13 protein-coding genes and 2 pseudogenes are annotated in these 22486 nt (G+C 66.8%); 12 read left to right on the forward strand and 3 right to left on the reverse strand.

The genetic code is table 11. The annotated features are described in order from the left end of the window. The first annotated feature begins 44 nt into the window (after window positions 1-44). From MWM08_RS17100 to rffA, 4 genes are all read left to right on the forward strand, one after another. Window positions 45-989, forward strand: a complete 945-nt coding sequence (locus MWM08_RS17100; protein WP_244407710.1) for a class I SAM-dependent methyltransferase — start codon at window positions 45-47, stop codon at window positions 987-989. Between the two features lie 13 nt (window positions 990-1002). Beyond that, window positions 1003-2415 carry an oligosaccharide flippase family protein gene (locus tag MWM08_RS17105; RefSeq protein ID WP_244407711.1) on the forward strand — a complete coding sequence of 471 codons (1413 nt, stop codon included), beginning with the start codon at window positions 1003-1005 and terminating at the stop codon, window positions 2413-2415. A 247-nt stretch (window positions 2416-2662) separates the two neighbouring features. After that, window positions 2663-3865 carry a DUF1972 domain-containing protein gene (locus MWM08_RS17110; RefSeq protein WP_244407712.1) on the forward strand — a complete coding sequence of 401 codons (1203 nt, stop codon included), beginning with the start codon at window positions 2663-2665 and terminating at the stop codon, window positions 3863-3865. A 942-nt stretch (window positions 3866-4807) separates the two neighbouring features. Next, window positions 4808-6043, forward strand: coding sequence for a dTDP-4-amino-4,6-dideoxygalactose transaminase (rffA, locus tag MWM08_RS17115; protein ID WP_244407713.1), 1236 nt, complete (start codon window positions 4808-4810; stop codon window positions 6041-6043). A 634-nt stretch (window positions 6044-6677) separates the two neighbouring features. On the opposite strand, the gene MWM08_RS17120 is transcribed toward rffA, so the two are convergent. Together MWM08_RS17120 and MWM08_RS17125 are read right to left on the reverse strand one after the other, a co-directional pair. Next, window positions 6678-8243, reverse strand: coding sequence for a sugar transferase (locus MWM08_RS17120; protein WP_244407714.1), 1566 nt, complete (start codon window positions 8241-8243; stop codon window positions 6678-6680). A gap of 798 nt (window positions 8244-9041) precedes the next feature. Next, on the reverse strand, window positions 9042-9614 hold the full coding sequence (locus MWM08_RS17125) for a helix-turn-helix domain-containing protein (protein WP_244407715.1): 573 nt from the start codon (window positions 9612-9614) through the stop codon (window positions 9042-9044). 1186 nt (window positions 9615-10800) lie between these two features. Here MWM08_RS17125 and MWM08_RS17130 point away from each other — a divergent pair. Continuing rightward, the gene (locus tag MWM08_RS17130) at window positions 10801-11532 is read left to right on the forward strand and encodes a response regulator transcription factor (RefSeq protein ID WP_244407716.1); all 732 of its coding nucleotides are present in this window, start codon (window positions 10801-10803) and stop codon (window positions 11530-11532) included. Between the two features lie 193 nt (window positions 11533-11725). Here MWM08_RS17130 and MWM08_RS17135 read toward each other — a convergent pair whose 3' ends face one another. Beyond that, window positions 11726-15397: a chemotaxis protein CheB gene (locus MWM08_RS17135; protein WP_244407717.1), complete on the reverse strand. Its 3672-nt coding sequence runs from the start codon at window positions 15395-15397 to the stop codon at window positions 11726-11728. Between the two features lie 502 nt (window positions 15398-15899). Here MWM08_RS17135 and MWM08_RS17140 point away from each other — a divergent pair. From MWM08_RS17140 to MWM08_RS17170, 7 genes and pseudogenes are all read left to right on the forward strand, one after another. After that, entirely contained in the window at window positions 15900-16259 is a 360-nt protein-coding gene (locus MWM08_RS17140; protein ID WP_244407718.1) for a response regulator, read from the forward strand. Window positions 16260-16428: 169 nt separating this feature from the next. Next, window positions 16429-16825: pseudogene (locus tag MWM08_RS17145) on the forward strand (transposase family protein); the annotation flags it as partial. Between the two features lie 603 nt (window positions 16826-17428). Continuing rightward, the gene (locus tag MWM08_RS17150) at window positions 17429-18574 is read left to right on the forward strand and encodes a hypothetical protein (RefSeq protein WP_244407719.1); all 1146 of its coding nucleotides are present in this window, start codon (window positions 17429-17431) and stop codon (window positions 18572-18574) included. Window positions 18575-19219: 645 nt separating this feature from the next. Continuing rightward, window positions 19220-19696: a nickel-responsive transcriptional regulator NikR gene (gene nikR, locus MWM08_RS17155; RefSeq protein WP_244407720.1), complete on the forward strand. Its 477-nt coding sequence runs from the start codon at window positions 19220-19222 to the stop codon at window positions 19694-19696. A gap of 261 nt (window positions 19697-19957) precedes the next feature. Further along, window positions 19958-20260, forward strand: a complete 303-nt coding sequence (locus MWM08_RS17160) for an urease subunit gamma (RefSeq protein WP_244407721.1) — start codon at window positions 19958-19960, stop codon at window positions 20258-20260. A 15-nt stretch (window positions 20261-20275) separates the two neighbouring features. Then, window positions 20276-20593, forward strand: a pseudogene (locus MWM08_RS17165) (urease subunit beta); the annotation flags it as partial. Between the two features lie 128 nt (window positions 20594-20721). Further along, window positions 20722-22440, forward strand: coding sequence for an urease subunit alpha (locus MWM08_RS17170; protein WP_244407722.1), 1719 nt, complete (start codon window positions 20722-20724; stop codon window positions 22438-22440). The last annotated feature ends 46 nt before the right edge of the window (window positions 22441-22486 follow it).

A 22486-nucleotide genomic window follows, 5' to 3' on the forward strand; every position in this document is an offset into this window, starting at 1 on the left:
GATTGATGGGAGCGACGACGCGTATGTCTTGGAAACATGAGGCCATGGTGCGAAGCGCCCCGGTGCTCGACCGGGTGATGGGGCCGCTGGTCTGGGCGTCGGCCCGGATGATGCTGTTGCTGCGGCAGATGACGCCGCGCAACGCACCGCGCAGCTTCGGTGTGCTCGATCGCGTCGGCATCTATCCGCTGATGGATCACTACTACGAACCGCTGATCAAGCTGTCGCGCCTGGAGAAGTCGCTCGACGAGCCCCGCGTGATCCCGGGCCTCGACGTGGATGCCGAGCAGGGGATCCGCCTGCTCGAATCGCTCGATCCCTTCGCCGAGATGCAGGACATCCCGACCGAGCCGCGGCCGGGGCAGCGCGCCTACCACTACCTCAACAGCTTCTTCGGCCCGCTCGACGCGGCGGCGCTGCACGCCATGATCCGCCGTCATCGCCCGCGCCGCATCGTCGAGGTCGGGTGCGGCATGTCCACCCTTCTCGCGCTCCGCGCCGAAGCGATGAACGGTGCCGGCAGTTGCGAGCACGTCTGCATCGAACCCTACGAAGCGCCGTGGCTTGCGGAACTGCCAGTGCGCCTGGTGCGCGCGACGGCCGAGACCGCCGATGTCGCGATGATCGAATCGCTCGAAGCCGACGACATATTGTTCATCGACAGCTCGCACATGATCCGCCCGCAGGGCGACGTGCTGACCGAGGTGCTCGCCTGGCTCGGCCGGCTGAAGCCGGGCGTGGTGGTGCACATCCACGACGTCTTCACGCCGCGCGACTACCCCATCGTGCTGCTGCGCGACCACCGCTTCTTTTGGAACGAACAGTACCTGGTCGAGGCGTTCCTCGCCTTCAACCAGCACTTCGAGGTGCTGCTGCCGATGTACCACATGTATCTCAGCCAGCGTGATCGCCTGATCGCGCGCTGCCCGGCGCAGGCCGATCCGCGCATGCTGCCGCCCACGTCCTTCTGGTTCCGGCGGACAGGCTGAAGGCGCCGCCGGCATGCGCTACGGCCGCGCCCTTTCGGCGCAGGCGTCCTCCCGCTTCATCTACCTGATCGCCGCGGCCGTGATCTTCGTCGTGCTCGCCCGCCTGCTGGGGCCCGAGCAGCTCGGGCAATATGCCTGGGCCGCGAGCTTCCTCGCGATCGCAATCGCGCTGGCCGATGGCGGCATGAGTCCGGTCCTGGCGCGCGACCTGGTGCAGACGGGGGAGCGCCGCCACGCCTGGTTCGCCAACTTCCTGGCGTTCCGCCTGGCGCTCGGAACCGTGGTGGCGCTAGGCGGCATCGTCGTCGCGATGCTGATCGCGCCGCAACAGGTGCGGCTGCCCGTGATCCTGTGTTGCGCGGTACTGCCCGTGCTCGCCGCGCGGTTCTACGATCCGGTGTTCCAGGTCGCCAACCGGCCCTTCCTGTCGCTCTATCCGACGATCGCCTTCGTCGCCCTGGCACCGCTCGGGATCGCCGCCGCGATGCTGGCGGCGGAGCCGGTGGGCTGGGCGGTCCTCGCCTACGGCGCTGCGGGCACCGGGTATGGGCTGGTGGGCGCCATGATGGGATGGCGGCTGCTGAGACCCGACTTCACGGAAGTCGGTCGGGAGGGAATGTCGGAGATCGGCCGCGCGATAGCGCCGATCATGGTCTCGGCGCTGATCACGGCACTGGCGCAGCGGGTTGATGTGTTGATCGTGGCGGAGATCGCCGGCGACACCGCCGCCGGCCAGTACAACGCCGCCTATCGCTTCGTCGATATCGGCGCCGCGATGATCGTGACCGTACTGATGCCGTTGCTCACGCTGTTCTCGGCACTGGCCTCGGTATCGCGCGAGCGACTTGTCGTCGCCTTCCGCGCCTGCATGCGCTTGATCGCGACGGCAAACACGGTGGTCGCCCTGCTGGCGATCCCGCTGGCGGCGCCGGTGCTGCGAATGGTCTACGGCGCGGCGTTCGAACCGGCCGCGACCGCCCTGGCCCTGCTGGCGTGGAAGCTCGCGGCAGCCTTCGTCAGCCTGCTGGCCTTCGTGATGATCATGGCGACCGCGTCGATCCGCTTCGTGATCTGGAGCTCGGCCGCGGCGCTCGTTGTGATCCTCCTGTTGAACTGGCTGCTCGTGCCTTCGCTCTCCGCGACCGGAGCCGCGATCGCGACGCTGGCGGCCGAACTGATGCAGATGACGGTCAATCTGGTCATGGCGGCACGCGCGGTGCCGGGCGCCTTCGAACGCGGATGGTGGTCACGCTTCGCCGCCTCACTCGCGGCGGCGCTCGTGATCGCCGCGCTACCGGCCGGCGGACTGCCGGCTTTCGTGCAGGGTATCCTGCCGACGGTCACCTTCGTCGCGCTGATGGCGGCACTCCGCGCCTTGCCGGGCAACCCCCTGCCCTTCCTGCGCGTCGACAGCGCGCCGCGATGACACACGCACCGATCGAGACACGGCTGCCGGACGACATCCGCGACCTGCGGGCGTGGTGGCCCGCACCCCGCCTGCGCGGGGTCCAGGAGCCAGGGAGTTCATCATGACGACCACCGGGTCCCAGACTGATGCGACCATCCACGACACCGCGCGTCGGACCTCCCGGGCGGGGGACGAGCCTCGCGATGGCCCATCCGCCTGGCGGCAGCGGGACGCGGCGCCCGAACCCGCCGGGAGCGTGCCGTCCATGCTGGCGCCCGCCGCGGACGCGTGGGCGTGGCCACGCCCGGTCTCCGCTGGCGCGCGGTGGCCGACGGATCCTCAACAGCCGACCGGCCCGCGCATCGTCATCCTCGGCACACGCGGCATTCCCGCACGGCATGGCGGCTTCGAGACGTTTGCGGAGCGCCTGGCGCTCTACCTCGCCGGGCGCGGCTGGCGCGTCACCGTGGCCTGCCAGGCGGAGCGGAGCGGCGGTCCCACCGCCTGGCGCGGCATCCGCCTCAATCAGCACAGGCCCTGGAGCCCCGGGCCGCTCGGCGCGATGGAGATGGATGTCCGCGCCACGACGGCAGCACTGCGCGAAGGCGCCGACATCGCCCTGACCCTGGGCTACAACACCGCGGTGCTGGGCGGCCTGCTGCGCGCGGCGCGGATCCCGCACCTGATGAACATGGACGGGATCGAGTGGCAGCGCGCGAAGTGGTCGCGCCCGGTGCGCGGCTGGCTCTGGCTGAACGAACGCGCTGCGAGGTTCGCGGCCGACCACCTGATCGCTGACCATCCCTGCATCGCCGACCATCTGGAGCGGCATGCGCCGGCCGGCCGCATCACCGTCATTCCGTATGGCGCGGATCCGGTCACCGGGGCCGATCCGCAGCCGATCAGGGCACGACTGGGCCTGGAGCCAGGCCACTACGTCACGTCGATCGCGCGCGTGGAGCCGGAGAACTCCGTCCTGGAACTGGTCTCGGCCTTTTCACGCCGCCCGCGCGGCATGCCGCTGGTCGTGCTTGGCCGCGTGGACAGCGCCGGCAATGCCTATCACGCCGCGATCCGGGCAGCCGCCTCGGCGGAGGTGATCTTCGCCGGCGCCATCTACGAGCAGGACGTCGTCACGGCGCTGCGGGCGCACGCGACACTGCATGTTCACGGGCATCGCGTGGGTGGCACCAATCCCTCGCTGGTGGAAGCGCTGGGCGCGGGCAACGCTGTTCTCGCGCACGACAACCGCTTCAATCGGTGGGTCGCCGGCGACGCGGCGGCCTACTTCCACGATGCCGACGGGTGCGCCGCGGCGCTCGACGAGTTGCTCTCGAACCCTGCTCGACGCCTGGCGATGCAGGCGGCCGCACGGTCGCGTCATGCATCCGCATTCGGATGGGACCTGGTCCTGACAGCCTATGAGGAGCTTTTGCTGCGATGGTTGCCGGCACGGCTGCTCAGCTAGGGCGCACAAGGGGCGCGGGCGTGGCAAGCCGGTGCGTCACGCCCGAGACTTCGGGCCGCCATCGCGGCGGCGCCCGGAGGGGGTGAAGACAGCGCGGGCGCAGATGTACCGCGTGCTGCTGAAGCCGCGTTTTCGGACGGGATGCGCGAGGCGCGCGGAACGACGGCGGTCCGGCACGCCGGTTCGACGTTGGTGGCAACAGCGCGCGCGCGAGTTCGTGGTCGGACCACCGCGCGCGCGGGACGTGCTCGACCCGCGCCCGATCGATGCCATCGCGGCAATGCCAAGGCGGAGGCACCCCAGAGCGCCTTGGCCGCATGACGCGCCTGTTTGCAACGGCCCCGACCGGCGCCGTGCGTGCCCGCGACAGCGCGCAATGAACGCGCCGCGTCGCCTGATCGGCGCGGAGCTTCACGAACATCTTCAACGCGCGTGACCGCATCCAAGGCAGATCGAACGTGTCGGTAGAATTACCTCGCATACCGACAACGCAGAAACCGCATGCCGAGAAGGTGGATTACACACAGTAGATCGAGGTCTATCAGCGAGATCATGTGACGATTTTGGAGATAGATACGTAGTAATACGTTTTTGATTTTCGGCGTTTTCTACATGGATTCAGGCCGGCTCCGTGTATTCTTGAGTATATGGCGGGATCGGATGACGTCACACTGTTGTGCCAGCGCGATGGGCGCGAAGCCGCGCCGCTTCTGGCGCGCGCCATGCGTCACTCGGCATGGGCGCGCCTACCCGCATTGAGAACGCAGCCCCTCGAACGTCCGCTGCGCCGCGATGGGCGGACGTCGCCAAGCGCCGGCGGCCGGCGTCTGTCCGCCTTGGCGGGCCGCATGAGCGACCCGCTCCGGCAGGCAGCGCGCTTCGCATGGCGGGTGCACGCAGTCTGGTGCACCGCCCCGCGCCCTCAAACAGGGATCAAAGCTGATGCTTGACCGGATCGCGTTCAATAAACCTAACTTCACGGGACAAGAATTTCAATATATGAAGGAGGCGATGGAGAACCGTAGTCTTTCCGGAAATGGGAAATTCACGGCGCTCTGTCAAGAATTACTTGAACGCCAACTGGTCGCTCGCCGCGCGCTGTTGACGACCTCGGCCACCGCGGCGCTGGAGATGGCAACGATCCTCGCCAATCTCAGCCCTGGGGACGAGGTGATCATGCCCTCGTTCACTTTCTGCAGCACGGCCAATGCTGTTGTCCTGCGGGGTGCGGTGCCGGTCTTCGTCGATATCCGGCCGGACACCCTGAACATCGACGAGAACGCGATCGAGGCGGCGATCACGCCGCGTACGCGCGCGATCTGCGTCGTGCACTACGCCGGCGTGGGCGCCCAGATGGATGCCATCATGGAGATCGCCGAACGCCATGGCCTCATTGTCATCGAGGACGCGGCGCAGGCGTATCACGCGACGTTCAGGGGCAGGCCGCTCGGAACCTTCGGCGCCGCCGGGGCCATCTCCTTCCACGAGACCAAGAACCTGATATCGGGCGAAGGCGGCGCGCTCGTTGTGAACGACCCCAGTTGGGCTGCGCGTGCCGAGATCATCTGGGAGAAGGGCACCAACCGCGCGGCATTCGCGCGCGGTGAGGTCGCCCGCTACACCTGGGTCGATGTCGGTTCATCCTTCCTGCCGAGCGAACTGACCGCGGCATTCCTGCTGGCCCAGCTCGAAGGCGGCGATGACCTGACCGAGCGGCGCCTGGCGGCATGGCGCCGGTACGATGCGGCGCTCGTTCCGCTGGAGGCGGCCGGGGTGCTGAGCCGCCCGCGCGTTCCCCAGGAGTGTTCGCACAACGGGCATATCTACTACGTCCTCGCGCGCGACGCGGCGGTTCGTGATGCCGCGCTTGTCCGGCTGCGCGAGGAGAACGTGATGGCGGTGATGCACTACGTTCCGCTGCATTCCGCACCCGCCGGGCGACGGTTCGGACGAACCGCCGGCCCTTTGCCGATCACCGATGACCTTTCGTCCCGGCTGATCCGCCTGCCGCTGCACGCGAGTATCACCCCGCAGGAGCAGACGCGGGTCGTCGCGGCGCTGGCGCGCGTGCTGGCGCCAGCGGGATGGCAGCCGCGCGACAGCGCCGCGATCACTCCTCCGCCGGCAACTGCACCTTCCGTCATGGCGGTTATGGATGATCTCAGGCGTGCTGTCTGACGCGGCCTCCCTCGCGCGAGGCGAGGCACCGCTGCGTGCCTGCTGCCGCCGACCCGCGCCGGTATCGTTGGCTCGCTGCGGGAGGGTGGTCGACGCTGTCGCGTCGGACGGGGCCGTGCGGCCTGGTTCTTCGAGGTAGAGGTTTCATCCGAAGGAACCTGTGCCGAGCGATGCATGTCCGCGACACCCAAGTGATGGGGCTTGGGCGACGGCGCCCATGCTGCGGCACGATTGGCGGCGTACCCCTGGACACTCCCATCCCTCAATTCGCTCGGACCGATCCGATGGCCGCGGTCGGCATGAACAGGCTGGCGGCCGAGACGTAGCTTCATGCGCATCATCATCGGCTTGGCATCGCATACGCTGTCGCGTCGGTCGCCAACCCGATCACCCCCTACGGTGGGCCGGATCATCGCCAGGGCCTGAACCACGGCGGGGGACAGGATAATGCGGGGCGCGGATGCGCGACCTGCGCCTCGCGCGCGAAGCGCCTGTCAGCGCCCACACCGGGGACGACGTGCCGGCCGGTCCAACCGCGCCTCAATGCGCCCGCCAGGTCGTGCGCAGTCGCGCTGCCCATTCCAGATTCGGACGAAGCTTCGCGTTGGCCAGCGCCATCCGCGCACCGCGCAAGTCAATGCGCGTTGTGCATCTTCATCACGACGCCGACCGTGCGGAACAGGATGCAGATGTCGAGCCACAACGACCAGGCACGGATGTATTCGAAATCCGACGCCACGCGTGCGCGGACCTGCGCCTCGGTATCGGTCTGCCCGCGGAGACCGCGCACCTGGGCCAGCCCGGTCAGACCGGGCCGTACGCGATGCCGCGCCGAATAGCAGTCGACCACGTCCTCGAACGGGACGCCGGCGGCGAGGGTCCGCGGCGCATGCGGCCGCGGGCCGACCAGTGACATGTCGCCGCACAGGACGTTGATGAGCTGCGGCAGCTCATCGATCGAGCTGCGCCGCAAAAGGGCTCCGACGCGGGTGACGCGAGCATCGCCGCGCGTCGCCTGGCGCACGCAGCCTTCCGCGTCGATGGACGACGGGGCAACATGCATGCTGCGGAACTTCCAGATGCGGAACCTGGCGTCGCGGTAGCCGACGCGGTCCTGGCGAAAGAAGACGCCGCCCGGCGTTTCGATCACGATGGCGAGCGCCGCCAGGATCAGCACGGGCAGGGTCAGGATGAGCAGGACCGACGCGCCGATCACGTCGAACAGCCGTTTGCCCAGCGCACCCAACCCGGAAATGGGCGCGCCCAGGATGCGGCGCGTCGGCGGCATCGCGCGGCGCTCGACATACCCGTCGAGCTCCGGGAGATCATTGGCGATATGGATCTCGATGTTCAGGCAGGCGAACCTGTCGATCAGGTCGGCGAGGCCTTCTCGATGATCCGCCGGCGGCGCGAGGATCAGCATATCGACGTCGTTCCGCCACACCCGGACCCGCAGCTCTGCCCAGGAGCCAAGTCTTGGAAGTGTTGGATGATCGCCAGGGCCGAAGCGAGAAATACCCTGGGCGTCAAGTATTCCGACCACTTCAATATTGTGACTGTTCAGGACTCGGTTTGTCAGGAACCGCGCGATGCATTCGGCATCGCCATGGAGCACCGCCCGACGGCTCGTTGCGATGTTTATCAGATGGATGAGCTGCTGTTTGAACACGGTGCGCGGCAGCATCAGGAATACCGCCGCCAAGATACCGAACAATACGAGCGATGCCTCCAGGGGCGGATGCTCAATACCGATCGTCACTGCCATGCCAGCCGATGCGAGCAGCGCGATGAGCACACTGGCCGCCGGTCGCAACAAGCTGACCAGCCGCAATTTATCTTCTCGGATCCTGTATGTTGCGGAAATCAATAAAACAAATCCCATCACTACCGCCGCAAAAACCAACATTTCTGTGTTGATTATTATTATTTCTTGATTTGCCTCTAGCAGGAATTTATCTTCAGTCAATATTAATGCCAATATAATTGACATTATGTCATACATTACGAAGCCGATAGCAATCAGCTCAGGACCATATTCTTGGCCCAATAGCCGAGGAATGCCGCCCGTCGACCGAGGCCGGGGCGGCTTGGTCCTGCCGGCCACGGCACCCTTGCTGTCGGGTTCGCTGCGCATCCGTTCGCGCACCACCTCATCGGCAGCATGCTTGCGAAGCCAATAAGTGTCACCCTGATTGGCCATAGACCGAGTCATACTTCAATCCATGACAGACTGCATCCCGATTCAGTTCCCGCTTTCACAATTAACATAAGATTTTTTGGTAATAGAGGATTATACCTAATCAATCTCGTATTTCCATTCTACTTTTCATAATTCAGCTTCGCGGCTAACTTCCGAGGAGTTGTGTCCCGATTATACAATTCCACCGCTGCGTGGGCCGACAACTATCGGTTGACCGTGAGATTTTGATCTTGGCGCGGCGATCGGGCGCGAGGCGCCGTGCCGCGCTGGCGGAGGTTGTGCCTCGGGCGTGTCGTGGCACCGCCATCACCAGGTGGATGTGCGGTCGGCAGGCGCGCTCCGCCCGCCGCAGCGCGATCTCGCGCGCCACGGTTCGTCCCGCTTCGTGGTCAGACAACGGCGCTGATTCGGTGGAGAGGCCTGGCGGGTTGCCATTCACCCGGGGCATCCGCACCCCGAGCCGGCGCCACTCGGTCCTGCGCTACGCCGCGCCGCCGGACAGGAGGCCGGAGTCGGCTTCGCCCGCCTCTGCTCGGTGCACCGCCGCCCCCTGCCCCGCCCTGGTTTCGGATATCGCGCACGACGCCAGCCCACGGCCACGAGCCACGCAAAGCGCTCGCGGCCATCAATCGCGGGGGCTGCCCCTCAGCCGCATTCCGTCACAACCGAAACCGCAATCGCCAGCCCGCGCAGCAGGCGTCGGCGGGCAGAGACGCTGAGCGCACCAGCAGTACGGCGGCCCCGAAAGCGTCACCCAGACGCGCCAGTCGCGCCGCCGAACCGTGCGGCTTCCTCGGATCACCCCATGCTGCGAACCAGATCGAGCAGCCGCTTGCGCAGGGCGGGATCGCTGACGTTGCGGTACGCGCGCATGAGATTGAGCGCTTCCTTCAGCCGTTCGTCTCCCGCCGGAGCGGCCGGCAGGTCGTCTGCGCTGGTCGCCTGGCCGGCGTCCTCGGCGGGAATCGCGTCGAAGAAGAACGAGATCGGCACGTTGAGAGCATTGGCGATTTCGTACAGCCGGCTTGCCGCGATGCGGTCCTTGCCGCGCTCGAACTTCTGCACCTGCTGGAAGCTCAGCCCGAGCATTGCCGCCAGCTCCTTCTGGTTCAGGCCAAGCAGCTGGCGCCGCAGCCGGACCCGCGCACCGACATGAATGTCGACAGGGTGCGAAACATGTCCGGCCTTGGCATCGGTGTCGGCAGGCAGCTGGACGGTGGTCGTCCCGGCAGGCTTGTGCTCGACCTGCTCCAGAAGCGGCGCGGGCCACGCAGCAGCGGGGTCCCCGAGTCTGGGAAGGCCCACGAGACCCCAGTCAGCGCCGTGGGCCTCGATGTTGTTGTCACCAGCGGTCCCGCGTTCGTCTGTCATCGTCGGCGATCCTCGCGCCATCCCTTGGTGTCGAACGCCCAACGGCAGGTTCCGTTTCGTGACGGGGTGCGGCGTCCAGCGTCAATCTGCGGGGTCGCCGCTTTGCCGATGCACGACAGCGCTGGCCCGATCGGGCACCGCAACGCCGGCGATCGAACACGCCCCTGCTGCGAGCAGTGGGCGTCGGAACGATCGGCCCCGCGCCGAGCGCGGCCCCAAATGCCACGACGCCGGCGAGGGTCTTGAATTCCATCGCGGCGCCCATCCGCGTCCCACGTCATCCAGCGGCATCGCGTGGCGGCGCGTGACGGGCACACGCCGCTGCATCGGTTGGCTCGGCAGTCGCTGCACCCGTCAGGTGCGGCGGTGCGGCCAGGGGCGGCATGACGCCGAATTCGGACCAGTTGGTCAGCAACCGAACGGCGAAGTCATGACGCAGCTGTGCCTGCCACGGCCGCGCGGCCGGCGTAGATTCGGTCGAACTCCGCGGCGTGTTCGACAGCGCGGGGCGACCCGGCGGTCCAGGCCTGTCCAACACCATGCCTTGCCTGTGCCAATCGGGCATGTGCTAACCCCTGCTCCGCCGTGAAGCTCGCCGAAAGCGCGCCGCCGCAGCGCTGAACGAATAGCTGGAACGGCCGGCACGCCGCCATCGGGTTGAACGCGTAAGTCTTTCTACGTAGCGCGCGAAAGCGCCTTCAGATCCGTGCGCTTCCTTTGATGTATCGCAACACACTGCAATCAGATGCATGTTACGTATCCACTCACTGCCGGAACCATCCGGCGGCCCGCGCGACCCAATGATGCCCGGATATGCAGGGGGGAGTGTGCGTGGCGAAGCCGACACTCACGCAGCGGGAAGCACCCACCAAGCACAGCGACGCCGGCACGCATGCGGCACGGACGGCGGAGATGGGCAGGCGGAAGATCGGTCTCGTGCACCACCCGGCGCAGCGACTGGCGGCGCAGCGATCGGCACCAGCCGTCACGGTGAACGCGGCAACGCGGGACAGGTTCGTCCAGGCCGAGGTAACGGACAACGGCCCTGCCCCGCCAAGGATGGCGGCGCATCGCGGCAATTGCCGCGTCGAGCCAGATGCCTGTGGCGGGGCCGCCTTGTGCCGCTGGGAAACGACTGCCGCCTACCGACGTTTAGTCGAACGAAACGACATTCAGGAGCCGAGGCATGCCCAACGACACACCGGCCGAACTCCTCACGCAGCGCGCGGCGCACCTTGCCCGGGGCGCCACCGTCCATGTCGTCGAAGATGATCCGGGCGTGCGCGTCGCCTTCGAACTGGTGCTGCGCGAGGCGGGAATGAACGTCGTCTCGCACGGATCGGCAGAGGATTTTCTCGATGCACTCGCGCGCGTCACGGAACCGATCGCCTGCGTGGTGACGGACCTGCGCATGGGCGGCCTGGATGGGACCGGCCTGCTTCGGCGTATGCGCGCCACGGGCTTTGACCAACCGGTGATCGTGGTCACCGGGCGGGGCGACGCACAGACGGCGGTGCGTGCCATGAAGGACGGCGCGGCCGACTTCATCGAGAAGCCCTGCACATCGGAGCGCCTTCTTCACGCGATTGCGATGGCGTTCGGCCCGCAGAAGGCAAAACCCTCGGAGGCGGATCACAAGGTGCGCGATGCCGCCCGCGCGTACATTGCGAAGCTGACCGCGCGCGAGCATCAGGTTCTCGACCTTCTCGCCGCCGGACATCCGAACAAGGAAGTTGCCCGTATGCTCGGCCTGTCTCCGCGGACGGTCGAGATTCATCGCGCGCGGATGATGGCACGGCTTGGCGTAGACTCATTCGCGGCCGCGGTGCGCATCGTCGTCCAAGCCGAAATGCCCTTCGCGGATCACGCCTCGGCCCTGACGCAAAACGGGGAGGCGCCGCGCTTGCGGGCAGTCTGACGACCCTAAGGACCGTCGCGGGCTCCGCCATCTCTCCCGGCTTCGGCCTTCGGCCGCATTGATGCGCGGTTGCGCGCCGGGATCGGATTGGCCACGGCGCGGCCATCGCGGAACGGCGCATCCGCCGCGAGACGACCGCGGCCCGTCATCGAGCTGCGACGCGAAGCCTACGGACGCTGACCGCGGTGGTGTTTCATTGGCCGCCGGGCGGGCGTTCATGCTGTGTCGCCAGGAGGTCGAGGATGCTCCGCGCCAGATCCTCGAGCCGCACAGGCTTGTGCAACTGCACCGACCGCGGCAGCTGGATGTCGCGCAGCGTGGTGGTCGAAATATCGCCCGTGAGGATGATGGCGGGTACCTCGTGGCGCAGCCGGTTGCGCAGTGTCTTGGTGACCTCCACACCGGTCATTCCGCCTGGCAGATTGTAGTCGGCGAGGATGAGGTCCGGACGGATCGCGCCCTGCGCCACGAGGTCGAGCGCGACGGAGCCATCGGGGGCTGACAGGGTGCGATGGCCCTCATCCTCGAGAAAGATCCTGAGCGCGTCACGCAGGTCCGGGTCGTCCTCCACGAGCAGGATGGAGCCGCACCGGCCATCGGGCGCGGTCACCTGGCCTGGCCTTGTGTCAGCCATGCGCTCGGGGGGCGCGATCGGCGCGGCGGGTGGCAGGTCCACCTCGATCGCGAAGACCGAGCCCTTGCCCGGCCAAGACCGCACCGTGATGCGATGGCCCAGGAGCTCCGCCATGCGGCGCACGATCGATAGGCCGAGGCCAAGACCCCGCCCGCGCTCGCGCGCCGCATTATCGAGCTGATGATACTCCTCGAAGACCGCCTGGCGCTCGCTGTCGGGAATGCCGATGCCCGTGTCCCAGACTTCGATGCGCAGCTGTCCCTCGCGCCTGCGGCACCCGAGCAGAACCTTGCCCTGCCGCGTGTACTTCAGCGCATTCGATAGCAAGTTGCGCAGGATCTGCTCGAGCAGCTGCGGGTCGCTCGCGATGACGAGACTGCTGGGAACGACGTGGAAGCCGAGCTTCTGCGCATCGGCATGGTAGGCGAATTCACTCCGCAGACGTTCCAGCAGACCGTTGACCGGAAAGTGGAGGATCTCGGGGCGGATGGTGCCAGCCTCGATCTGGTTGATGTCGAGCAGGGTGTTGAGCATGCCGGACATGGCGCTGAGCGTCTCGCCGAGGCGCGTCACGAGCCCATGCGCCTTCTCACCCTGCGCGGACTTGGCCAGGAGCCCCTGCAGCAGCGTCAGCGTCTGTAGCGGCTGGCGCAGATCGTGGCTGGCCGCTGCCAGGAAGCGCGACTTCACGCCATTGGCGAATTCCGCCTGGCGCTTCGCTTCCTCGAGCCTCTGTGCCGCGAGGCGGCGCTCGGTGATGTCGACGAAGGTGATGACGACGCCTTCCACACCGTCATCGTGGGTCCGGTAAGGCAGGATCCGGCGTGAATACCAGGTGGTACCGCGTGTCTTGATCTCCCGCTCGATCGGCTTGCGCGAACGCAGGACCTTGAGCGCATCGGCCAACAGGTCACCATCCGGGGCGCGCAGATTGAGGTCCGAAAGAGGTCGGCCGATATCGCCCGGAATGACGCTCACGAGATTCTTCGTCGCCGGCGTGAAGAAGCGGATCCTGAGCTCCGTATCGAGGAAAAGGGTGGCGACGTCGGTGCTGTAGAGGACATTCTGCAGGTCGTTCGACGTCGTGCGCTGGCGCTCGAGCGTCTCCTGCAGCTGGGTGTTCAGCGCCGTCAGCTCCTCGTTCAGCGACTGCAGTTCCTCTTTCGAAGTCAGCAGCTCCTCGTTCGTCGATTGGTACTCCTCGCTTGCGGAGAGCGCCTCCTCGCTGACCGCCTTCTGTTCCTCGTTCGCGATCTCGAGATTGTGGATCGCGCCCTGCAGTTCCGTACGTGTCGCCTCCAGCTCCTGCTCGATTTCCGCGATGCGCGGGAGATCGCGCGGCGTGGTGACGCGGCCGACCTGCTGGCCTGGGGTACTGTCCTCGACGAAGCAGACGAGAAACAGCCTTTCGCCCTCGCTCAGAACCGGCTGCACATCGATGGAAAAGGACAGGGTGCGGCCATCCTGGCGGATCAGGCCGCCCGGCTGCGAAACCCTCTCATTGGCCTGCAGCGCACGCTGGATCGCCGCGCGCAGCTTGTTCCGCACGCTGCGCGGCGCCATGACGAGCAGGTCCTGCGTCGGTGCCCCGGGCGGCACGCGGAGGAACCTGTCGGTCGGTCCGAGCGAGTAGAGGCATTCCTGCTTCTGGTCGATCAGCACCGCCGCGGGGGCGAAGCTTGCCATCACGAGGCGCCGGCACAGCTCGGCATAGAAGGTTCCACGCGTGGAACTCGTGAGCTTGCCTGGCTGCCGGCCGAGACGCTCCGGGGCGCCGGCGCCGAAGATGAGACCAACCTCGCCAGGCCGGCTGCGGCCTACATGGCGATAGATGCGGCTTGGCTTCGAGATCACCTCGAAGCGGCCGGGCGTGTTGCCGATCGTCTCCGCGCCGCCGAGCAGCAGGATGCCACCGGGGCGAAGCGCGAAGTGGAACAGCGCAATGACCTTCGCTTGCGCCTCAGGGCCCAGGTAGATGAGCAGGTTTCGGCACGACACCATGTCGAGCCGGGAGAAGGGTGCGTCGTTCAGCACGTCCTGCACGGTGAAGACGACGCTCGCGCGCAATTCGGGCGAGACCCGGTAGCCCTGGCTCTCCCTCGTGAAGAAACGCGCGAGACGCTCCGGCGTCACGTCAGCCGAGATGGTCGAGGGGTAGAGACCCTCCCGCGCGGCGACGACGGCGTCCGGATCGACATCGGATCCGAAGATCTGAAGCTTGATGTCGCGCTGCGTTCCGGCGATCCGCTCGTGGAACAGCATCGCGAGGGAATAGGCTTCCTCGCCGGTGCTGCATCCGGGAACCCAGATTCGGATGGGCCGCCCGGCCTCGGCGGCGTCGACCAGTTCGGGAACGACCGCCTCCGCGAGGAGATCGAAGACCGCCGGGTCCCGAAAGAAGCTGGTGACATGGATCAGCAGATCCTTCGCCAGCGCTTCGGCCTCGACGGGATCGTCGCGCAGCTTCTCAAGGTAGGCATGCATGTTGGCGGCGGGGATCGCCAAGGCCGAGATGCGCCGTTCGATCCGCCGGCGGAGCGTACCGGGCTTATAGAGCCGGAAGTCCTGGCTCGTTTTCTCCCGAAGGAATTCGACGATCGCGGCCAGCGCGTCGCCCGCAGCGTGCGGCCTGCCGTTCCTGCCGGCTGCGAGCGCCCCACCACGGATGTGCTTCATGAGCGCGTCCGGGATACGGGATGCAGGAAGCACGAGATCCACTGCGTCTGTCGCGATCGCGCTGCGCGGCATGCCGTCGAATGTCGCTTCGTCCGGGTCCTGCGCGATCACCAGGCCACCCTGCTCCTTGATCGCCTTCAGGCCGAGGCTGCCGTCGGAACCCGTGCCCGAGAGGATCACGCATGCAGCCCTGGACCCGTACTCCTGGGCGAGCGAGTTGAGCAGAAAGTCGCAGGGCAGCCGCGCGCCATGCCGGGCAACAGGCTCCGTGAGGTGCAGCGCGCCGTTGCCGACCGACAGGTATGAGCCCGGGGGAATCACATAGAGGTGATCGGGCTCGACCGGCATGCCGTCCTCGGCCTGGCGCACGGTCATGCGGGTGTGCGTCGCGAGCAGGTCCACCAGCATGCTGTCATGGTTCGGATCGAGGTGCTGCACGAGGATCAGCGCCATGCTGCTGCCGTCCTGAACCGCCTCGATAAGACGGCGGCATGCATCGAGACCGCCGGCTGAGGCGCCGATGCCCACCACGAGGCTGGCCATATTGGCGGTCAAGGAGACGTCCTGAGCCGCGATCCGCCGAGGCGCCCTCGGCGCCCGAGGGCTTTGCGTGGCCAGTCTGGCCTTCGGTTTCGTCTTCAGGTCATCCTCGCATTTCAAGGGGCACGACGCACCGCTACGCGCAGCGATTCCGACACTCTCCGCGCCGACGACGGTGCGTACTGCAGCCTTTAGGCCGCAGGGGAATAACCGAGCGCATGGCCGCCATAGCGATGCCAGGGCGCAGTCGGGCGGGTACTCCGCGCATCCGACCATTCTGTTCTTGCCGGATGTGCACGGCAATGCGCATATGATTAGGGATGACGCATATTCGGTTCTAGCACACGCATCCGGCGCACACATGCCGCGATCCTTCAGTGTCGCGCATGGTAGTTGAGGCGCAGGCCTTTGCCCGCCGACAGCCGCATCCGATCGGTTTGTGCACCCCTGGAGGTCAGGTGAGCTGCAGCGTCACACGTGACGTCAACGGCCGTTCTGTTCAGCGCGGAGCCAAAGGATGAAGCCGCTGCGAATCCTTGTCGTCGAGGACAATGCTGTCATCGGCATGCTCCTGTCCTTGACACTGAAGGCCATGGGACACGAGGTCTGCGCAGTCGAAACCACCGAGGATGGAGCGGTGGCCACGGCGTTGCGGTGCAGCCCGGACCTGCTCATCGTCGACATGACGCTCGGGCATGGCAGCGGCGCGAGTGCGGTCGCGACTATTCTTCAGACGCGCCATATCCCCCACATCCTGATGAGCGGTGCACCGGTACAAGCCGATGGGCAGAGACGCGTCGTATTGCGCAAGCCGTTCGTCGAAGCAGAGCTGGCGCAGGCCATAGAGCGGGCCGTCAGGGCCTCGACCGGCGCTTGAGGTGACCGCCTGCTGGCCGCGGGCGTTGCCATCGCATGACCCACCGCCTCTCGCTACTCCGCCGTCGCGAGACTCTCGACCAGTTCTCGAATTCGCTGCCGCAGGACGCGATCCTCGAGCAGGTCGTACGCACGCACAAGGTTCAGCGTCTCACGCTGATGCCGAGCGCATCGGCGAGCGTCGTCTGGCGCATGCTCAGGAGCTGACGCCGCAGTCGTATGCGACCGCCGACCTGCCGACCGGCCCTCGGGAGACGCGCTCCTCGACGCTCTCGGCAGCGAAGGAGACCATCATCATCGTCGCGTTCCGGCGGCACACCCTGCTGCCGCCCGACGCCTGCCGCTACGCTCTCAAGGCCACCCTGCCGCAGCTCGCGCGCTCAGCGCTGCATCGCTGCCTGCAGCGCCAGGGCATCTCTCGCCTGCCCGCGGACAACGGCGACAAGCCAACCAGGCAGGCCTTCAAACCCTACCCGATCGGATACTTCCACATCGACATCGCCGAGGTGCAGACCGCCGACGGCCAGCTCTACCCTTTTCGATGCCGTCGACCGCACCAGTACGTTCGTACCGGCTCGGCCGGCCTCGCGTATTGCGGACCCTGTGCGGACGAATGTCGGTGAGGGAACACGGCCGGACGCCGCCCGTCAGCGGCGGACGGCGCTGACCTCGCCCCCCGTGCTCCTTGGCTGACGGCCGGAGACCAGGCTGCTGAGGACCTCATCTTCACGGCAGCCACGGCGATGCGCGCGGCCGCGGCGTGTACTTGACCGCAGAGGCCACCATTCGGTCGACCGCGGTTGCCAGTGTTGCGCCGGGTGTCGGACCAATCGCGCATGGGCCAGGCCGGGGCGAAGGCTCGTTCCGGTGCTCATCGCGGAAGCACCCGATATGTGCCAGTCGGCGCAGAAACGGCCCCCCGTTCGGCGTCGAACAACGCCCTAGTCTGATGGGCTGATGCACGCAGCGGTCGTCGAACCCGATCCTGGGCACTAGATTTGCGAGGCTCGGCAGCCTTTACTGGGTGCTTGCCTCGCGTAACTGACGAAACCGGAAACTGATGAGCCCCGTGCCGCAAGAACTCTCATCATCACCCGCAACTTGCACCAAATGGTGCCACGCCGTGTTCGAAACCCAACGCGAGGCGGCCCGCCAATTCGCGCGACATGAATGGAGCCCGACCGCGTGACCAACCCGAGCGACGCCGGATGGCTGGCCGCGTCCACGCTGCTGGGCCACGTGATTTCCTGGGCCTGCATTGGCCTGGGGCTGACCTTCATCATCGTCACCCTCATCTCCATGTTCAGCACGGGGCTGCTGAACCGGCGACGACGGGACGGGGTGGCCGACCTTGTGCGACGCGTCATCCTGGCCGCCTTCGCCGCGCGCCACCGCGGGCAGCCCTTCGAACACATCCAGCGCGGCATGGGCTGGCTGTTCCCCGTGTTCATCGTCTGCCTCGTGGGCACCTGGTTCGCGTTCATGCAGGCCGGCTTCACGCTGATACTGTGGGCCAGCGGTGCCGAGCCGACATGGCTCAATGCGTTTCTCTCGAGCGGCTCCGCGCTGAGCACGCTCGGCTTCCTGACGCCAACGAACGTGCTCGGCCGCCTGCTGGCGATCCTGGAAGGGGCCTTCGGCCTCGGGATCATCGTCTTCATCTTCACCTTCCTCCCGGGCTACCAGGCCGCGATCCGGGACAGGGAACAGGAGGTGGCCTGGCTCTACGCACGCACTGGGCCCACCGGTGACGGCGCGTCGCTGCTTGAATGGTTCTGGCGTGCGCATCGGTCCGACGCCCTGGACGATGCCTGGGAAAACTGGGAGGGCTTCTTCCGGGGATTGGTGGAATCGCACACCATCAACCCAATGCTGTCGCTGGTGCCGACGGTTCATGCGGGGCAATCCTGGGTGGTCGCATCGGTACGCATTCTCGATGCCGCCGCGCTCGCCGCCTCGACCGTCAGGGTGCCATCGCCCGAGACCGCAAGCCTCTGCGTGGCGCTGGGTGCCGGCGCGCTGGCCGAGATCGATGCGGCGCTCTCACCGCTCGCTGCGGTCCGGCAAGACAGTCACGGTGCGGGCCCACCCGGCCTCGAGCGCACAGATTTGGCGGCACATGCGGCGCTATATGACAGGCTTGCCGCGGCCGGCATTCCCGTCGTCGAGGATCGCGAGGCTGCGCGGAAGGCCTATTGCGAACTGCGCCAGTCCTACATGCCGCACCTCCTGCGGATCGCGCGAGTCGCTCTCGTGCCGGAGGAGATGGTGCGCGGTCAGGGCGCGCCACTTCTCCACGAGGCTAAGCCGGCTTGAGGCTGATGGCCAGGCCGGGTCGATCACCTCGCCTGGCCGGTCCCGACAACGCCGCTGCGTGGTTTCCGGGCCAAGCACGGTCAGTGCGCACGGGTGTGGGTGCGCAGTCCCGCCGCCAGATGCAGCCCGCTGAGGGCGAGCGTGGCGGTCATGCCGCCTGCGCCGCGAGCGCCGGGGCGCGGCCGCCGCGCACAGGACCGCCGCCACGCTAGCGACGACGGCCGCGGCGCTGAATGGCGTGCCGTCGAACCGCACGCCCCGGCGGGTCCGCAAGACAATGCTGCGCTCGTCGCGCGCGAACGTCCCACGCAGTCGCGAGGGCCGCTTCGATCGCGCCGCCGTCCGCATGGTCGACGAACGGTTCGACGACCATGGCCGGCGCGAACATCCGGGGCAGCTTGCACAGGCACGGATTGAGCGGCCCGACAGCGGCCGGCCGGCAAGCTACCGCTGCTGCGCTGATCCGCTTGCGCGATCCCGGGAGCCTGCGCCGAACGGGTTGCGACACGTCAACGCTGCCGCGCGCCCCCTAGGATATGATGAACCGATGAACTCGTCTCACCGAACGGCGCCGGATGCCAGCAGCAACTTCGCAGGCTGCCGGGCCGGGCGGACTGCGCTAGCCTGCGCGCGAGGAGACCCGTGATGCAGCGCTTGACGATCACGCTCGACGACGAGACCGCCCAGGGCCTCGAGGAGCACATGGCCGCGCATGGCTATTCCAATCGGTCGGAGGCGATCCGCGACCTGCTGCGCGGTCCGTTGCGCGATGCCGAAGTGGCGCGCGAGCCGACGATGCCCTGCATGGCCGTGGTGTCCTACATCTACGACCACCGCGCGCGGGCTCTGAGCAGCCGGCTGGTGAATGCACAGCATGAGCACCACGCGCTAGGCGTGGCGACGCTGCACACGCATCTCGACCACGATCTCTGTCTGGAGGTCGCGGTACTGCGTGGCGCCGTCAGCGACGTGCAGGCCTTCGCCCAGGCACTCACGCGGGAACGCGGCGTGCGCTTCGGCGGGACGAACCTGCTGCCCGCACCGCGAGAGCCCGCGCACCATCATGGCAGCGCCGGCGACGCCCATGGCGCCCCACGAGGTCGCCATCGTCCCGTGGACTGAAGGCGCAAACCGGCATTCCAGGTGCCGTTCGACACCGATGCTCCGCCGCCCCCCGCGGCGGCGGCGCGTCCGGGTGCGGGATCGTCGTTCATAAGGGATCCGCGGGGTTTCGACGCCCCGCGATACGCTGTTCAATGCGCGTTTCTGTGCCTCCAGAACGAGAGACTTGGCAGCGCTGCAGTCGCCCACAAATCTGATTGCGACATCCGTGCGATTCATGCGACCCATGAATAGGCGTTAGCTTGCTTGAGGAGACCGCGCGTGCATTTCACCCCCCGGGAAATCGACAAGCTCCTGATCTACACGCTCGCGCAGGTAGCGCAGAAGCGGAAGGACCAGGGCCTGAAGCTGAACCACCCCGAGACGGTGTCGTTGATCACGGTGGCCGCCCTTGATGGTGCGCGCGCCGGCAAGACGGTCGAGGAAGTGATGACCGAAGCCAGCAAGGTCATCACGCGCGACGACGTCATGGAAGGCGTGGTCGAGATGATCCCCTATGTGCAGGTCGAGGCCGTCTTCACCGACGGCAGCCGCCTCGTCACCGTTCACAACCCCATCCAGTAGTCGAGGATCGACGCCATGGCTGCTGACGCGAAGAAGACGCCCGTCGGGGGGCTGGTCCTCGGTTCCGGCGACATCGAGATCAATGCCGGGTATCCCACCACCGCGCTGAAGGTGCGCAACACCGGTGACCGGCCCATCCAGGTCGGGTCGCATTTCCACTTCTTCGAGGTCAACGCGTTCCTGGAATTCGATCGTGAGCAGGCCTTCGGCAAGCGGCTCGACATTCCCGCGACGACCGCGCTGCGCTTCGAGCCGGGGGACGAGAAGGAAGTCTCGCTGGTGCCCTATCAGGGCAAGCAGCGCGTCCACGGGTTCAATGGCCTCGTGAACGGCTGGGTGGGGGATGAATCCTACGATCAGTATCGTCCGCGGCTGGCGGACGCGCTCGAGCGCGCCACGCGCTACGGCTTCAAGACCAAGTCCTGACCTGTTGTCTCCTCGACAAAGAACGGAATCCTGAGATGGCCAAGATTTCGCGGCAACAGTACTCGGACCTCTATGGGCCGACGACGGGTGACAAGATCCGGCTGGCCGACACCGACCTCTACATCGAGATCGAGAAGGATCTCCGAGTCTATGGCGAGGAAGCGGTCTATGGCGGCGGCAAGACGCTGCGCGACGGCATGGGGTATGACAACGAACTGACCAGCGCGGCGGGCGCGCCGGACCTCGTCATCACCAACGTCACGATCGTCGACGCGGTGCAGGGCATCATCAAGGCCGATGTCGGCATCAAGAACGGCCTGATCTGCGGTATCGGGAAAGCGGGCAACCCTTCGATCATGTCGGGGGTCACGCCGGGCCTGGCGCTCGGGCCGGGAACCGACGCGATCACGGGCGAGCACCTGATCCTGACGGCCGGCGGCATCGACGCACATGTGCATTTCATCGCGCCGCAGCAGGCGGAGGCCGCGCTCAGCAATGGCGTGACCACGCTGTTCGGCGGCGGTGTCGGGCCGACCGATGGCACCAACGGCACCACCATCACGTCCGGCGACTGGAACATCGAGATGATGCTCCGGTCCTTCGACAGCTGGCCGGTCAATGCGGGTGTGCTCGGCAAGGGCAACTCCACCGGCGCCGTGCCGATCGAGGAACAGATCCGCGCCGGCGCGATGGGCCTCAAGATCCATGAGGACTGGGGCAGCACCCCCGCCGCGATCCGCACGTCGCTGACCGTGGCGGATGCGATGGACGTGCAGGTCTGCATCCATACGGACACGCTGAACGAAGCCGGCTTCGTCGAGAACACCATCGCCGCCTTCGAAGGGCGGACGATCCATACCTACCACACGGAAGGGGCCGGCGGCGGCCACGCGCCGGACATCATCCGCGTCGCCGGCCTGTCGAATGTCCTGCCGAGCTCGACCAACCCGACGCTGCCCTTCGGCATCAACTCGCAGGCCGAGTTGTTCGACATGACGATGATCTGCCACAACCTCAGCCCGAAGATCCCGACCGACGTGGCTTTCGCCGAAAGCCGCGTGCGCGTCGAGACGATCGCGGCCGAGAACGTGCTGCACGACCTCGGCGCGATCTCGATCATGTCCAGCGACAGCCAGGCCATGGGCCGGGTCGGCGAGAACTGGATGCGGACCATTCAGACCGCTGACCTGATGAAGGAACGGATGGGCGCCTATGACGGCGACACCTCCGGCAACGACAACGAACGCGTGCTGCGGTTCGTCGCCAAGGTCACCATCAACCCGGCCATCGCGCAAGGCGTGGCTCATGTCATCGGCTCGGTCGAAGTCGGCAAGATGGCTGACCTGGTGCTGTGGGAACCCGCCTTCTTCGGAGCCAAGCCCAAGATCGTCATCAAGGGGGGCATGATCTCCTGGGCGCTGATGGGTGACCCGAATGCGTCCCTGCCGACGCCGCAGCCGGTGATGTACCGCCCGATGTTCGGCACAATGGGGTCGGCACTGCAGAAGACGCGCGTCACCTTCACCTCGCGCGCGGGGTACGATGCCGGAATCATCGACCGGTATCAGCTCCGGTCGCAGGTCATGCCGGTCTATGGGACGCGGACGATCACCAAGAGCTCGATGATCCGCAACGCGCTGACGCCGACGATCGAGGTGAACCCGCAGACCTTCGCCGTCACGGTGAACGGCAAGCATGCGACGATCGAGCCCACGAAGCGGGTCTCCCTCGGGCAGCTGTATTTCTTCAGCTGACCCTGGGGCCAGGATGCGGGGCATTGGCCGCCGCATCCGATCCTCC

It is taken from the genome of Roseomonas fluvialis, from assembly GCF_022846615.1.
Classification (GTDB): domain Bacteria; phylum Pseudomonadota; class Alphaproteobacteria; order Acetobacterales; family Acetobacteraceae; genus Neoroseomonas; species Neoroseomonas fluvialis.

Excerpts from the sequence above, each read along its gene's own strand:
- MWM08_RS17100 (WP_244407710.1), top strand. The coding sequence starts at position 45 with ATGGTGCGAAGCGCCCCGGTGCTCGACCGGGTGATGGGGCCGCTGGTC.
- MWM08_RS17105 (WP_244407711.1), top strand. The coding sequence starts at position 1,003 with ATGCGCTACGGCCGCGCCCTTTCGGCGCAGGCGTCCTCCCGCTTCATC.
- MWM08_RS17110 (WP_244407712.1), top strand. The coding sequence starts at position 2,663 with ATGCTGGCGCCCGCCGCGGACGCGTGGGCGTGGCCACGCCCGGTCTCC.
- rffA (WP_244407713.1), top strand. The coding sequence starts at position 4,808 with ATGCTTGACCGGATCGCGTTCAATAAACCTAACTTCACGGGACAAGAA.
- MWM08_RS17120 (WP_244407714.1), bottom strand. The coding sequence starts at position 8,243 with ATGGCCAATCAGGGTGACACTTATTGGCTTCGCAAGCATGCTGCCGAT.
- MWM08_RS17125 (WP_244407715.1), bottom strand. The coding sequence starts at position 9,614 with ATGACAGACGAACGCGGGACCGCTGGTGACAACAACATCGAGGCCCAC.
- MWM08_RS17130 (WP_244407716.1), top strand. The coding sequence starts at position 10,801 with ATGCCCAACGACACACCGGCCGAACTCCTCACGCAGCGCGCGGCGCAC.
- MWM08_RS17140 (WP_244407718.1), top strand. The coding sequence starts at position 15,900 with ATGAAGCCGCTGCGAATCCTTGTCGTCGAGGACAATGCTGTCATCGGC.
- MWM08_RS17150 (WP_244407719.1), top strand. The coding sequence starts at position 17,429 with ATGGAGCCCGACCGCGTGACCAACCCGAGCGACGCCGGATGGCTGGCC.
- nikR (WP_244407720.1), top strand. The coding sequence starts at position 19,220 with ATGCAGCGCTTGACGATCACGCTCGACGACGAGACCGCCCAGGGCCTC.
- MWM08_RS17170 (WP_244407722.1), top strand. The coding sequence starts at position 20,722 with ATGGCCAAGATTTCGCGGCAACAGTACTCGGACCTCTATGGGCCGACG.